Source organism: Clostridium sp. TF06-15AC, assembly GCF_003481165.1.
Classification (GTDB): domain Bacteria; phylum Bacillota; class Clostridia; order Lachnospirales; family Lachnospiraceae; genus Otoolea; species Otoolea fessa.
The window spans coordinates 120,963-136,624 of record NZ_QUKS01000008.1 but is presented as its reverse complement, the minus strand read 5'-3'; the positions used below and the strand labels follow the sequence as shown (position 1 = coordinate 136,624).

General features: G+C 51.6%; 10 protein-coding genes. 1 reads left to right on the top strand and 9 read right to left on the bottom strand.

The features are described 5' to 3' along the window. Positions 1-149: 149 nt before the first annotated feature. A complete protein-coding gene (gene typA, locus DXC57_RS14245; RefSeq protein ID WP_118653224.1) occupies positions 150-1,988 on the bottom strand; it encodes a translational GTPase TypA in 1,839 nt (612 codons plus the stop codon). A 165-nt stretch (positions 1,989-2,153) separates the two neighbouring features. Then, the gene (locus DXC57_RS14240; protein WP_333491330.1) at positions 2,154-2,816 is read right to left on the bottom strand and encodes a YigZ family protein; all 663 of its coding nucleotides are present in this window, start codon (positions 2,814-2,816) and stop codon (positions 2,154-2,156) included. A 322-nt stretch (positions 2,817-3,138) separates the two neighbouring features. Here DXC57_RS14240 and DXC57_RS14235 point away from each other — a divergent pair, with 322 nt between their 5' ends. Then, positions 3,139-5,850 carry a transglycosylase domain-containing protein gene (locus DXC57_RS14235; RefSeq protein ID WP_118653222.1) on the top strand — a complete coding sequence of 904 codons (2,712 nt, stop codon included), beginning with the start codon at positions 3,139-3,141 and terminating at the stop codon, positions 5,848-5,850. Positions 5,851-5,981: 131 nt separating this feature from the next. On the opposite strand, the gene DXC57_RS14230 is transcribed toward DXC57_RS14235, so the two are convergent. The 7 genes from DXC57_RS14230 to DXC57_RS14200 form a co-directional block, all read right to left on the bottom strand. Continuing rightward, on the bottom strand, positions 5,982-6,338 hold the full coding sequence (locus tag DXC57_RS14230; RefSeq protein ID WP_022359528.1) for a SpoVA/SpoVAEb family sporulation membrane protein: 357 nt from the start codon (positions 6,336-6,338) through the stop codon (positions 5,982-5,984). Positions 6,339-6,376: 38 nt separating this feature from the next. After that, the gene (locus DXC57_RS14225; RefSeq protein WP_118653220.1) at positions 6,377-7,483 is read right to left on the bottom strand and encodes a stage V sporulation protein AD; all 1,107 of its coding nucleotides are present in this window, start codon (positions 7,481-7,483) and stop codon (positions 6,377-6,379) included. Between the two features lie 148 nt (positions 7,484-7,631). Beyond that, positions 7,632-8,693, bottom strand: coding sequence for a type IV pilus twitching motility protein PilT (locus DXC57_RS14220; protein WP_118653218.1), 1,062 nt, complete (start codon positions 8,691-8,693; stop codon positions 7,632-7,634). Between the two features lie 32 nt (positions 8,694-8,725). Further along, on the bottom strand, positions 8,726-10,411 hold the full coding sequence (locus DXC57_RS14215; protein ID WP_118653216.1) for a GspE/PulE family protein: 1,686 nt from the start codon (positions 10,409-10,411) through the stop codon (positions 8,726-8,728). A gap of 31 nt (positions 10,412-10,442) precedes the next feature. Further along, positions 10,443-13,520 (bottom strand): insulinase family protein, encoded by a 3,078-nt coding sequence (locus DXC57_RS14210; RefSeq protein ID WP_182457326.1) that lies wholly within the window; start codon positions 13,518-13,520, stop codon positions 10,443-10,445. A 141-nt stretch (positions 13,521-13,661) separates the two neighbouring features. After that, the gene (locus DXC57_RS14205; protein ID WP_022359524.1) at positions 13,662-14,171 is read right to left on the bottom strand and encodes an SEC-C metal-binding domain-containing protein; all 510 of its coding nucleotides are present in this window, start codon (positions 14,169-14,171) and stop codon (positions 13,662-13,664) included. A 129-nt stretch (positions 14,172-14,300) separates the two neighbouring features. Beyond that, the gene (locus DXC57_RS14200; RefSeq protein ID WP_118653212.1) at positions 14,301-15,662 is read right to left on the bottom strand and encodes an ABC transporter permease; all 1,362 of its coding nucleotides are present in this window, start codon (positions 15,660-15,662) and stop codon (positions 14,301-14,303) included.

The following is a 15,662-nucleotide window of genomic DNA, read 5'->3' as shown; positions in this document are numbered from 1 at the left end:
TTCGACAGGGTGGGGGACATGAATCGACAGAGGGAATGGGATCGGCAGAGGGACGGAAACGGCGGGGCGCGTCGTTTCCTGGATATCTCTCGCTTGAATATACGAAAAGGAGCAGCTGGCTTGCGCGGCTGCTCCCACTTTACGATTATTTAGCTATTTTTACGGCTGATCATCGCTCTCTTTCTCAGAGTCGGATCAAGAATCTTTTTACGGATTCGTAAGCTGGTCGGGGTGATCTCGAGAAGTTCATCGGTATCGATGTAGTCGAGGCACTGCTCCAGGCTCATGATTTTCGGCGGAACAAGGCGAAGGGCTTCATCGGCGCTGGAAGAACGGGTGTTGGTCAGCTTTTTGGTTTTGCAGACGTTTAACTCGATGTCTTCCGGTTTTGCGCTCTGTCCGACAATCATGCCGGAGTAAACTTTAACGCCCGGTCCGATGAACAGGGTTCCGCGCTCCTGGGCATTGAACAGACCGTAGGTGATGGACTCGCCTGCCTCAAATGCAATCAGGGATCCCTGTTTGCGGTAACTTAATTCGCCCTTGAACGGTGCATAGCCGTCAAAGCTGGTGTTTAAGATACCATTTCCCTTTGTATCAGTCATGAACTCGCCGCGGTAGCCGATGAGACCTCTGGACGGAATCGAGAACTCCAGTCTTGTGTATCCGCTGCCGATCGGGCTCATGCCCTGCAGCTCGCCTTTACGGCTGGTCAGCTTCTGGATAACAGCACCGGTAAAGTCATCCGGTACGTCGACGTAAGCGATCTCCATCGGCTCTAATTTGCGGTTTCTCTCGTCATATTTGTAGAGTACCTCCGCCTTGCTGACTGCGAACTCAAAGCCCTCGCGGCGCATATTCTCAATCAGGACGGACAGATGCAGCTCGCCACGGCCAGATACCTTGAAGCAGTCAGCGGAGTCTGTCTCCTCTACACGCAGGCTGACATCGGTATTCAGCTCCCGCATCAGACGCTCGCGGATGTGGCGGGAAGTGATGAATTTACCTTCCTGACCTGCCAGCGGGCTGTCGTTTACCATGAAATCCATGGAAATGGTCGGCTCAGAAATCTTCTGGAACGGAATTGCCTCCGGTTTCTCCGGTGAACACAGGGTATCACCGATGTGGATATCTGCGATACCGGAAATCGCTACGATCGAACCGATCTTTGCTTCCTGTACTTCTACTTTATTCAGACCTTCAAACTCATAGAGCTTACCGATCTTAACTTTGCGGAACTTGTCCGGCTCATGATGGTTGACGATGACGCAGTCCTGATTTACTTTCAGGTAACCGTTGTCGATCTTACCAACGCCGATACGTCCTACATACTCGTTGTAATCAATCGTGCTGATCAGAACCTGTGTCTCTGCATCCGGATCTCCCTCCGGCGCCGGGATGTAATCCAGAATGGTCTGGAACAGCGGCTTCATATCCACATTCGGATCGTCCAGGTTCTTCTTCGCATAGCCAGAACGTGCAGATGCATACAAGAACGGGCAGTCAAGCTGCTCGTCGGATGCATCCAGATCCATCAGAAGTTCGAGAACCTCGTCCACAACCTCCTCCGGACGTGCTTCCGGACGGTCAATCTTATTGATACATACGATAACCGGCAGATCCAGTTCCAGTGCTTTACGCAGAACGAATTTGGTCTGCGGCATCGCGCCCTCATATGCGTCTACCAGAAGGATAACGCCGTTTACCATCTTAAGAACACGCTCTACCTCGCCGCCGAAGTCCGCATGTCCTGGTGTATCGATAATGTTGATCTTGGTGCCGTTGTAATTAACAGCCGTATTCTTGGACAGAATCGTGATACCTCTCTCACGCTCAATATCGTTAGAGTCCATGACACGATCGACTACTTCCTGATTGGCACGGAATACACCGCTCTGGCGAAGCAGCTGGTCTACCAGCGTCGTTTTACCGTGGTCAACGTGAGCGATAATTGCAACGTTTCTGACATCTTCCCGTTTCATTTTCATATCTGCTTACTCTCTTTTCTTATGATGATTCATTACATGTACTAATTAATAATTATTTTCTGTCACAGACAAGCATCCTGCCGTTTCGTCTTTGGCAAAGGATCCGCCCACAAAATAATACAGCTTGTTATTTTAGCATTTTTTTATCCATTATTCAATCTTTTTTTACAATAAAATGATTTTTCCGTCATCCATGCCAAAATAAACTTCATCCAGTTTTTCGATCCGGCATCTTCCATTTGTGCCCTCTATGAGCTTCTTCTCCGCTGCTCCCGCCTGGTCAAACGGCACCAGGATCGTCAGATCCACACCCTCGCCGTACTCGCTGTCCAGAATCGGCAGCTCTGCTTCTGCCAAAATGTACTGCACCTTTCCAAGCCCGCTGTAGTCTGTCCCAACCTTCCATTTACGAGCCAGGCATTTTTCCAGAACCACACAGTTTTTAAGACCTTCCTGGACTGCGCCGCCGTATGCCCGCACCAGTCCGCCGGTTCCTAAAAGTGTCCCGCCAAAGTACCGGGTCACAACCGCACAGACGTTGTGAAGCTCGCGTCCCAGCAGCACATCCAGCATCGGGCGTCCCGCCGTCTGCGCCGGTTCGCCGTCGTCGCTGCAGCGCGCCACCTCGTTATTTTCTCCGATCGTAAATGCCGAACAATGATGTCTCGCATCCCAATATTTCTTCTTGACTTCTGCAATAAATGCCGTCGCCTCTTCTTCCGATTCCACCGGGCGGATCTCCGCGATAAAGCGGGACTTCTTCTCCACAATCTCGCCCTCGCCGCCCTGATAGACGATTTTATAGCGCTCTTTCATCTTTTCCTCCATCTATGAACTACGCATCCTTAAAACGGATGTTTTTTCACCTCTTTAACCGCTTGTAAACCTTAGCTACTGTTCACGCATACGTGCCCAGTAACAGAATTTGCCGTGGCTTCGCATTTCAATACGGCAAATTCCTACTGCCACCACGTTTTCTTACGGCACTTTTGCTTCCAAAAGTGCCTACCCGTGAACAACCCTTATCTTTTATGATACCGTAAAAAAAACTTCATGACAATAGTATTTATTTATCCCATGAATTTTGATATAATTGGAAATACTGTATTTATTAATAGAACGAACCACTACGAACCCAAAGGAGGTTCTCATGAATTACGGTGTAAAAGCAACCAAGAAACGGATCCGGGCAGCCAATTCCCGGAAGAAGAAATACGCCAACCGGCTGTTTCTGACCTTCTTCAAGACTGCCTTTGTTCTTGTTCTGTTTCTCTGCGTGACAGGTGTCAGCACCTTTATCGGCATGTTTAAAGGCATTCTGGACAGTTCGCCGGACTTCAACCCGGACAGCTTCACTCCAAGCGGATATTTTTCTACTATATATAATAGCGCCGGGGAAGTGACCGACACGCTGGTCGGTTCTAACTCGAACCGAATCGAAGCATCCTACGAGGATTTTCCTCAGGATCTGATCGACGCATTCGTCTCCATCGAGGACTCGCGTTTCTGGCAGCACAGCGGTATCGATCTGCGCTCCATTTCACGCGCCGTGGTCGGTGTCCTGACAAATAATTATAAAGGCGGCGCCAGCACCCTGACCCAGCAGCTCATCAAAAATACCGTCTTCAACGGCGGTATGGAGACCAGCAAAGGTTCCAAAATCGAACGAAAAATCCAGGAACAATATCTGGCGCTGCAGCTGACAAAAAACGTCGATCGGAAGGTCATTTTAACGAACTATTTAAATACGATCAACCTCGGCAGCAATACGCTGGGCGTCAAAGCAGCGGCGCTGCGCTATTTTAATAAGAACGTCTCCGATCTGACCCTTTCTGAGTGCGCGGTCATCGCCGGTATCACACAGAATCCGTCAAAGCTGAATCCGATCAGCGGCGCGGAGGCAAATGCCGCCCGGCGCAAGGTCATTTTGCAGGCAATGTATGAGCAGGGCTATATCACAAAAGAAGAACAGGAGGAAGCACTGGCGGACGACGTCTACGCCCGTATCCAGAATGTCGACACGGCGCTCAAGGAAAATGAGACACCGTACTCCTATTACACGGACGAGCTAATCAGCCAGGTCACCGAAGCACTCAAAGAGCAGCTCGGCTATACTGACACGCAGGCGTCCAATCTTCTGTTCAGCGGCGGACTGCAGATTTACACCCCGCAGGATCCGCAGATTCAGGCGATCGTCGATGAGGAAGTCAACAATCCTGCCAACTACGACGCGGCTCGCTATTCGGTTGAATACCGCCTTTCCCTGACCCATCCAGACGGGGAAACGCAGCATTATTCACAGGAAACTCTGAAAACATGGATCCAGCAGGTCAAGGGTCAAAGCGGTTTTGACGGGCTGTTTAATTCCGAGGAAGAGGCGCAGACGGCGATCGATGAGTACCGCACCGCCCTCACGCAGGACGGAAGCACCGTTCTCGGTGAATCAGTTACCATGATTTTAGAGCCGCAGACCTCGTTCGTCCTGATCGAACAGTCCACCGGCTATGTCAAGGCAATCAACGGCGGACGCGGACAGAAGACGGCAAACCGCACCTTAAACCGTGCGACCGACTCCCTGCGGCAGCCAGGATCGACCTTCAAGGTCATTTCCTCCTTTGCCCCGGCATTGGATGCCTGCGGCGCGACCCTATCAACTGTTTACTATGACGGACCATACTCTTCCGGTGAAAAAGAGTTCCGAAACTGGTGGGGCAGCGATTACAAGGGCTATCACACGATCCGCGACGGCATTACCTATTCCATGAACATCGTCGCCCTGCGCTGCATGGCGGACACGGTAACGCCGCAGCTCGGTGTCGAATATGCCGAACGGCTGGGAATCACTTCCCTCGTAAGCCAGGATCAGACTCTCTCGACAGCACTCGGCGGTCTGACAAAGGGCGTCAGCAACCTGGAACTGACAAATGCATTTGCGGCGATCGCCAACGGCGGCACCTACACGAAGCCTATCTTCTTTACTAAGATTCTGGATCGCAACGGAAAGATACTGATCGACAATGAACCGGAGACGCGGCAGGCGCTCAAAGACTCTACCGCCTATCTTTTAACCAGCGCAATGCAGGATGTTATGCAGAGCAATACAATGTATACGCGTTCCGGTTCCGGGGTTAAATCGACCGGTACGACAGCGGCGATTCCCAATATGAGCTGCGCCGGAAAGAGCGGTACGACCACCAGCAACGTCGACGTCTGGTTTGTAGGCTTTACGCCGTACTACACTGCCGGTATCTGGGGCGGGTGCGACAATAACCAGCCATTAAAAGGCGGCACCGTTTCAAACGGCGGTACCAGTTACCACAAGCGCATCTGGCGAAATATCATGACACGTGTCCATGAGAGCTTAAGCGACTCCGGATTTACGGTTCCGGACAGCATTGAAACTGCTGAAGTATGCCGCAAATCCGGCAAGCTTCCGGTTTCCGGCGTCTGCAGCAGTGACCCGCGCGGAACGGCCGTCTACACTGAATATTTCGCGAAGGGCACGGTTCCGACCGAGACCTGCGATCACCACACCCGCGTGACAATCTGCTCCGCCTCCGGCGGCATCTCAACTGCCTTCTGCCCGACGAACCAGCAGATTTCCAAGACAGTTATGGTCGTTCCGGAAGACGGCGGAGAAACGGACGATTCCCGCTTCTCCATGCCGGGCGAGTGCAAGATTCACAATGGTTCGTCCACGATCATCCATCCTTCTGAGAGCGCCGATTTCTCAGCTCCGGGCTACAGCCCCGATTCAGATAATCTATCGGCTCCGATCCACTCTGCGGTTCCACGCCCGATGGCGGGAAGTGGACGGAATGGAAATAATATTCCGATTGTCCCGGCGAATCCGGAGCATTAACAGCAAAATAATATATCTGCAAAAAGCTGCTGTAAAAAGTGACATTCATATGCCTCTTTTACAGCAGCTTTTTATTTCCTCAACTGATTTTCTTTTGCTTTGCTTTCTTTTACTTTTCTTTCGTCTTCTCTCTAATCCTTCATCTTGGGTTTGCAAATCAGCGATGACAGATAGCCGAAGATCAACGCCCCGGAAATCCCCGCCGCACCCGCCGTGAATCCGCCGGTGAACAGCCCCAGAACCCCATCCTTGTCAATTCCATCCCGCACGCCCTTCCAAAGCGTATTCCCAAACCCCAGCAGCGGCACTGTTGCCCCGGAACCCGCCCATTTGGCATACGGTTCGTACAAGCCGATCGCACCGAGAATCGAGCCACATACCACCAAAAGTACCATGATCCGCCCCGGCATGAGTTTCGTTTTATCCATCAGAATCTGCACGGCGGCACAGAGAAGTCCGCCGGTCACAAATGCTTTGATATAGTCCATTTTTCTGCTCCCTCTCTAAAGTTTCTTGCAAATACCTATTATTCACCGAACGATTCTTTTCCCTCAAGCACCACTCCATGGGCAATCCCCGGCACATTCTGCCCCTCATTAAAGCTGATCTGGGACAGCAGCGCCCCGGTCGGCACAAACAGGACTCGTTTCCACTCACCCGCCTGTATTTTCGGAAGAATATAGCCGCACAGCACCGCCGCCGAGCAACCGCAGCCGCTCCCGCCCGAATGGGTATCCTGCGTCTTCGGGTCAAACATTTCGATCCCGCAGTCCATATGGATGCTGGAAATATCCTGTCCTGCCTCGCGCATAAAATCAAGCAGGATCTCCTTCCCCACCATTCCCAGATCGCCAGTGATGATCCGGTCATAGTCAGATGGTTTCCGATTAAAATCACGGAAATTCTGCAAGATTGTGTCTACCGCCGCCACCGCCATTGCCGCTCCCATGTTCATGGAATCGCGCATCTGCATATCGACGATCTTTCCGGGGGTGGCAGCTGGGATACAAGGTTGAAATTTGGGATGCAATTTTTCCTGTCCAGCATTTTTCAGTGATTCTGACGCATTTTCTTTCGCTCTGCGCCCATCTTTCCCTTCATTTTTCTCATTTCCCTCGATCATCACACACCCGCACCCGGTCACCGTCCAGGTTGTGGACTGCGGTCTCTGATTCCCATACGCCAGCGGAAACCGGAACTGCCGTTCTGCCGAGGCAAAATGGCTCGACGCCAGCGCCAGAACCCGATCCGCATAGCCGGCCCCTGCTGCCATCGCCCCCAGAATCATCGCCTCTCCCATCGTCGAGCAGGCGCCGTAAAGCCCGAAAAACGGGATATCAAACAACTCCACCCCAAACGAGGTCGCCACAATCTGTCCCAACAGGTCTCCCGCAAACAGGCAATTCACATCCGCCGCCTGTCTGCTCGCCTTATCCAGACATTTCTGCACCGTCTGGCGCTGCAATTCACTCTCCGCCTCCTCCCACGACTTTTTCCCAAACGTCGGATCCGGCTCCACCCGGTCAAAAAAACTTGCCAGCGGTCCCTCGCCTTCCGTCTGCCCCACGATCGATGCCGCCGATGTGATGATGGGCGGATGCTCAAACTGGATGCTTGATTTACCTGCCTGCATATAACTCCTCCTGAAACATAAAAACATTGTCAAAAATATACTGTTCAAACTTTCGCTACAATCTCAGTATTTACACAAACATACATTTTTATGTTTTCTAGTAATCTGCATTCCTCGCAGGCTTCATTCACCCGTTTTTACCATATTATTAATACTGCACCGCCGCCAGTTTCTCTCTCAGCTCCTGCGGGTCCTGGGACGCATCGACTGCCGTCTGCGGTGTGATCACGCCCTCTTTCGCCATACGGATCAGAAAATTATCCATCGTAATAGAGCCCTCTTTTGCACTAGAAAGCAGATAGCTCTGCATCTGCGGTGTTTTTCCATCGCGGATCAGATTCCGGATCGCCGGCGTGAGCATCATAAGTTCACAAGCTGCCGCCCTGCCCTTGCCGCCCGCCCTCGGCACCAGCTGCTGTGACAGCACCGCCCGCAGCGTCATCGAGAGCTGCATCCGGATCTGCGGCTGTTTATCCTCTGGAAAAACACCCACAATCCGGTCAATGCTGTCGATTGCCGAATTGGTATGAATGGTGGAAAAAACAAGATGTCCCGTCTCCGCCGCCATCAGCGCCGTCTCGATCGTCGCCGGATCACGCATTTCTCCAATCAAAATGACATCCGGGTCCTCACGGAGCGCTGCATAAAGCCCCTTATCATAGCTCTCTACATCCACGCCCACCTCGCGCTGGTTGATGATCGCCTGCGCCGGTTCATAGACATACTCGATCGGGTCTTCCAGCGTAATCATATGGAGCGGACGATTCTGGTTGATCTCATTTAAAATTGCCGCCAGCGTCGTTGACTTGCCGCTTCCCGTCTCGCCGGTTACCAGAATAATGCCTTTATTCCAGCTTGAAAACTGATTCACTGCTTCCGGAAGCCCCAGCTCCGACAGGTTCGGAATCGTACTGCCCAGAAGACGGATCGCCGCAGAGAGCGCGCCCTGCTGCCGGAACAGATTCACACGGAGACGCCGTCCCGCAAACGAAGCACTAAAATCCAGCTGTCCGATCGCCTCGATCTGATCTGCCGCATTGCCTGCCAGCTGGCGTCCATATTCCTCACAATCCTCACGCGTCAGCCCGCCATCCGTCAGCGTCTCGATTCTGCCGTCAATTCTGCATTTTGGCGGCAGCCCTGCAATCAGATGCACATCCGATGCCCTTTTTTCAGCTGCCAGCGCGATTAATTCCTCGATTCCATACATACCATCTGCCTCCTCTTCTCTTTCTGCACCATTTACAGTGCCAGCAGCGTCCGGATCACCTCGTCTACCGTCGAAACACCCTCTTCTACCAGCTTCTGCGCGTGTTCCAGCATCGGAACATACTGGCTCGCTCTTCTGGCTGCCTCTAAGAAACGTGTCCGGTCAGCTCCTTCCAGAATGCACCGGCGCAGCTCCTCCTGAATCAGCATTACCTCAAACACACCGATTCTGCCCCGGTATCCCGAATGGAAGCACTGATCGCATCCGGCTCCCTGCCAGTATAATTTTCCAGGCTTCTCCGGGATTCCTGCCATCTCAAGCGCTTTTTTCGGCGGCTGAATCTGGGTTTTGCAGTTCGGACAGATTTTCCTCAGCAGCCGCTGGGAAATAACGCCTCGCAGTCCCGCCGCAATCAGGTATGGCGCCACGCCCATATCTCGCAGACGGTCAATCGCCGAGATCGCATCTTCCGTATGAATCGTGGTGATAACGAGATGTCCCGTCATTGCCGCACGCATCGCGATCTCTGCCGTCTCACCGTCACGGATCTCGCCGACGCAGATGATATCCGGATCCTGACGCAGAACTGAGCGCAGACCCGATGCAAAGGTCAGCCCCACTTTTTCATTGATCTGCACCTGTGTCGCGCCCTTGATATGGTATTCCACCGGATCCTCCAGTGTAATCAGGTTGGTCCGATCCGAAAGAAGTTCGCGGATCAGCGTATACATCGTCGAAGATTTACCTGAACCAGTCGGTCCTACAATCATGATAACTCCGGAAGTAAGCCCTAAAAGTGTATCAATCTTTGCATCCTCCACTGCCGGAATACCGATACCGCGGCGGTTCAGCGTCTCCTCATTTCGTTTCAAAATACGGATAACCACTTTTTCTCCATACAGGGTCGGAAGGGTGGATATACGCATATCAATATCTTTTCCTCTTAAATGCATCACCGCACGACCATCCTGCGGAATTCTTTTTTCGACAATATCGAGCTGGGACATGATTTTAAGCCTCGAAATGACCGAATCCTTGAGTTCCGACGGGATCGTCATGATCCGGTGAAGCTGCCCGTCGATACGCATCCTGACGACCATCTCCTCCTCCGTCGGCTCAAAATGGATATCCGAAGCATTTTCCGAAATGGCGCGCTCAATAATCGAATTGACCAGGCGGATCATCGGCGTCACATTTTCCTGTCCTTCTCTTGCCGCCGTCTGCCCCTGACGCACCTCTTGTGCCGCTGCCGTCTCTGCCTGCATCTGCGCCATCGCTTCTGCCGCTCCCTCGTTGCCATACAAAATATTGATCGCACGCTTCACCGCCGGTTCAGAGGCGATCATCGGCACAATTTTCTTTTTGGAAGTATGCTGTGCTTCCTCAATCGCCATGAAGTTCAGCGGATCCGCCATTGCCAGATAGAGCTGGTCTTTGGAAATACGCACCGGTACGATCGTCATCTTCTTTGCCAGGTTTTTCGGCACAAAACTCGACATTTCCGGGCTGATATCGACCCGCGTCAAATCAATATAGTCAATGCCCAGCTGCATGCGAAGCGCATCGATCAGCTGACCTTCCGTGATATAATGATGCTTGACCAGCGTTGTTCCCAGACGTTCTTTCTCCCTCGCCTGATAGTCAAGCGCCTCTTTAAGCTGCCCTTCTGTGATCAGTCCAAGCTCCAAAAGCATGTCTCCCAATCGCTTTGTACGCATTCTCTCTACCTCCCTATAAATATGGATCTGGTTATTCAGCCATTTTACTGCGGAAATCCCGGATCCGGTCAAAGCAGTCCCGATCCATCTCGATCGCCGTCTGATTTCCAGTCGTCACAATCCACGCTTCTTCCAGAAGCCGCCGGATGATCCGCGCCGCCTCTTTCTGATCCTCTGCGGTCGTCTCACGGATCTCCTCTGTCCAACGACGGATCTGTACAATATCCAGGCCATTGTATGCATACTGCATCGCTGCCATCCGCCGTCCCAGGCATCCGCACGGCGCCGTCGCATTGCCGTAACTGCTTAAAATATAGCCATTCCGATCTGCCTCCGAAAGCTGCAGTTTTTCCAATACACCCGCTGCCGCCCGGATCGCCTCGATCGTCTCACTGACCTTCGGATCCCGGTATGTACTCGCCACGATCCGGTCCATCGTCGGCGTAAATGCAAACGACGCGCTGTAGGCGCCGCCTTGAAAACGGAGCTGCGGCACAAAATACCGGTCATCCAGCGCATTTACATACGGAAGAATCCGCCCGGAAAATCCATCTACAGCGCTCAGCTCTGCCGAAAAGACGGTATACTGGCTGGAACTCTCCACAATTACCGCCTCCCTGCGCGCCGGAACCGGGAAGGTATACCCAGCATTTTCCCCTCTGTTTTCCGTTTTATTTTCATGGTCTGGCATCTGTTCTCCCCGCAGATTTCCCAGAATCCGCCCCGCACAGTTCCGCATCCATTCCAGATTTTCCCTCGGTGCAACATGAAGAATCGTCACCGCTGTTCCATGCAGGATGCGGTCGCGCACCTCCTCCATCTTCTCTGCCAGCTGGAAGATCGCTGCATCCTCCTGTTCCAGTCGCCCGCGCAGTTTTTTCAAAAACTCATAAAACGCCTGTCCGCCGACATATTCCTGATACCGCGTATTGATGCTATAGCCAGATGCCGCCAGACGCACCGCCAGCGAATACGCATCACTGCGCGACTCATCACAGGACGGAATCGTCTCATCCAGTGCCTGAAGAACCGCATTCTTATCTCTCCACAGTGGATGTGATAAGAGTTCCAACAGGACATACAGGCTCTCTTCATAATCCTCCGCCATCCCGTACCAGCTCACCGCCAGCGTCGGATGGCTGTTTCGTCCCGCCCGAACCTCCGGATGTCCCTCATTCATGGAAAAATCATGCAGATAGCGCTCAATCTGATTTTCCTTTTCCATTCTGCCATACCGGGCATTTTCAAGCTCTGAAACAAACATTGTATATAAAGGAATGTAAAAACGGTCCTCTTCCGGCACGCCGCTCAAATCCAGATATAAACGATTATAGCTGATCGCTTCCAGATCCGACGGCGATTCATAGACCGAAATCCCATTTATCTCATATATCTGATATTCCGGCGTCTCTTCCGGCGGCGGAAGCTCATCGACCCGGATCATAAAATCCGCATTCGAACACTCCGACGCATTCCACGCATCAAAATCCAGGGTCTTCGCAATCAGCGCATCCAGCTCTGCCTCGCTCATCTCCGCCTTCATCTGCGCCAGATACGCGTCGCGCTCCTGCTCCATCTCCTCTGCCATCCCCGGCGTCGGAACCGTCGTGACAAGAACCCGCCGCTTCGCCGCGCCAAGCTCTGCCGCAAACCGTCGAATCTCCGCCTGTGCCGTCCCTGCATCCAGAGAATCATAGGCTGCCGCCTCATCCGCATACACATCCGCATCGCCCGTCAGTGCCCATTTCAGGCTGACTTCCGGCACGATCGAATCCGCAAATACATCCGTATCTTCGCCTGCCGTATAATCATGTATCGCCCGCGCCTTGAGCGCCGTCTCCACCACTGACGGGTCGATCCCGCGCTCCTGCATCTCGCACAATGTCTCATCCGACACCTGCCGGAACCGTTCTGCATCCTTCGGACTGCTGTCTGTCATTTCGAAAACAAAAAATGGCTTTTCTGCCTCCATCATCACCGATGCGCTCGCATCACAATGGATGCCCGCCGTCCGCAGCTTTTCCCTGAAAACCGATCCATCCACATTCATCATTCCCGCAATGATGCTGTACTGGATCAGCTTTTCCCATGAAATGCCGCTCAGATCCATCGCATACGATACCACCGCCGCATTCTCCGATGCGTCTCCCCGGTAAGCAGGACTGGGAACGGTTGCCTGACGGAAGAATGATTCTCCCCCATTTTCCAAACCATCTGGCTCGGGGCTGTAAAACGCACTCATCCCTATATTCTGCATTTCCTGTTTTTCCTGTCGCCCGCTGCCTGACTGGAAACTCCATCCGTCTTCTTTTCCATAGCTTTTCTTTGCATCACACAGATACTCTTTATCCAGGAATGCCAGAAACCGTTTCCAGTCCAGATCCCCATACAACAAAATCAGAGCATTATCGAACCGATAAAATCGATCATACATCTCCATCGTATGTTCATACGTCAGATCCTTATAAAAACGGTGCGCCTGTCCATTCGCATTTGCCGCCGTCTCCCCCGGATACAGCGCCCGCAAAACATTCCGCAGTGCCTCATTATCTGTATCATTCAGCATGCCGAAATCCTCGCTGTACACCGTTCCTGCCAGCGTAATCGGGCTTTCGCGGTCGCGCAGCTCATAGCGGACCGCTTCACGGTCAAAAAAGCGGCGTTCCCGCCGGATTCCCGGCGCTTTCATGCAGCTTAAATACACATCTGCCATCTTAAGCAGCTGTTCCTCGCTCTGGCTGCACACCGGATATGCCGTAAATGGTATATAGGTAAATGCATTTACAAATGTGTGGTATGTCTTGCTGCAAAGATCAAAAAAAATATCCTTACTCGGATATTTATCAGAGGAAGCAAGTACCGAATGCTCAAACACATGATTCGTGTCCGTCTCATCCAGATGCGGTGTCCGATAGGAAATCGAGAATCCCCGGTTTGTATCTTTATTTCTGATATAAAACAGGGACGCCCCGCTTTTCTCATGTTCAAAATACAGTGTCTGCGCTCCCAGCGCCTGCAGTTTTCCCACCTGTTTCAATGTAAAACCTGCTGTCTGAAATCCCGGCTGCAGTCTCCCATCTGCCGCCCTCCACTGCTTTGTATCTGCCATTCTTTTATCATGCCTCCTGCCATCATTCGTCTGCTGTCTTTTCTCTATATCTATTATACAAAAGCACGTCCTATATTTCCATAGAAAAAAGCACATCCGGTTCACTCTGTGTTCCGGATGTGCTTCTGATTCATAAATCTATTATTTATTCTTTCCGCAGCACTTCTTATATTTCTTACCGCTTCCGCATGGACACGGATCGTTCGGGTAAATCTTATGTGTATTGCGGACTGTGCCAGATGCCTTCTGCTCGCGGTACAGCTCTGTTCTTCTCTCCTCAGTCAGGATTGCATCCCACTGCGGAAGCTCATACAGCCAGGTAGCCTTTGCCTCTACCATGTTGTAATATAACTTCTCCGGGTCGATCTCAATCTTAACCTTGGTATCCTCATCCATGGTCTCGATCGGATTCTCATAGCCCTTTAAGCTCTCATTGATTCCATCCAGGAAACCGGTCATGATCATAACTTCGGTATCATACTTCTCAGCCAGTTCCTTAACGGTACCTTCTACAACCTCAGTCGGATTTGCAAGAATCTGCTCGTAAATGCCTTTCTCAATCGTAAAATATCCAGACCAGAGTTCCTCTTTCTTTTTATCATCCAGCCCGTCACCATATGCCAGATTGCGCCAATTTTCTAACAGTGTCATCGGTAATTCCTTCCTTTTTTCGTTCTTTCATTACTATAATAACATAGTATATTTAAGTATATAACAAGTTGGGGGGATTTGCAAGGAGGAAAACTGGCATCTGCCTATTTTATCGCATAAGCAAACGTATCACTCATTCCGTATCGCCGCCAACGGACTCAGCTTCATTGCGCGCATCGCCGGGAAGAATCCGGCTGCCATGCCGATGATGATGGCAAATCCTACCGATGGAACTGCCAGCCAGATCGGGATCACGGACAGTTTTCCATCCATTCCATATAAAAAAGTCGCTGCCAGAAACTGGTTAATCAGCACGGAAACCATAAAACTCAGCGCCAGTCCGATGAGTCCTCCCATGAAACCGATAAAACCTGCCTCAATCAGAAACATATTTCGGATGGTTGCAAGGGAACATCCCAGCACTTTCAGCACGCCAATCTCTTTCGTCCGCTCATAGATGGACATCATCATCGTGTTGGCAATGCCGATCGCAGCTACCAGCAGGGAAACGGCGCCGATGCCGCCGAGGGCTGCTTGGATCATGTTGGACTGCTGTTTGGACTGTTCCAACCATTCCATCTGGCTGTTTGCCTCATAGCCCATGTTGCTGATGGCTTTCTGAACCTCTATTACATGATCCATATCGTCCACATTGACCGTTGCTTCCTCATATACAAAATAATTGTACGGTTTTCCTTTTTTATTGGTCGGCTGACCCGGAATCGGCTTTTTCTTGAACACCTGTTTTAGCTGTGTCTTGAGCTTATCCAGATCAACGTAGACGCCGTAGCTATAATCACTCCACTCATCCGGTCCGCCTGCGACCAGACCGGCGGTTTTCAGCATATATTTCTTCGGAGCCGCCACCTTCTGGCTGCCGTCATCACCGCCGGAATTACCCTTAGACTGATAGTAGGCATCCGTGTCAAAGATCGTGAACATCGGCTTATTGATAAAATCGATATCCGGCATCTCTCCGGTGTCCCAATAGCCTTTTCCCGTCTTAGCATTGCTGAAATTCTGCGCGACCATGTTTCCGACCACCATCTCCATATCCTTCGTTTCGGCAGTCGGCAGACTTCCTTCCCCCAGCTTGATATTCTTCATTGCTCCCAAGGGGATCCCATGCAGCTGCACATTTCCCTCGTAGACACCCTGACGCATAATCACATTCAGGTTCAGATCCGGATAAGCACTTGTCACATGCGGAATCTTCTCAAATGTCTTCATCGTCTCATCCGTCATAAAGCTGTCCTCTGGATTTTTCTTATCGCTGGAATTTCCATTGTCATAATTATACACCTGAATCGCGGTCAGGCTTCCATAGGAAGAATACTGTTTGATGGTAAATTCTTTCAGTCCTATTCCGATGGAAACCATGACAACGATCGATGCCGTACCAATCACGACTCCCAGAACCGTCAGAAAGGTACGGAGCTTTCTGCGAAACAGGTTGTTGACGCTCATCGTCAGCAGATCACTGAATCTCAT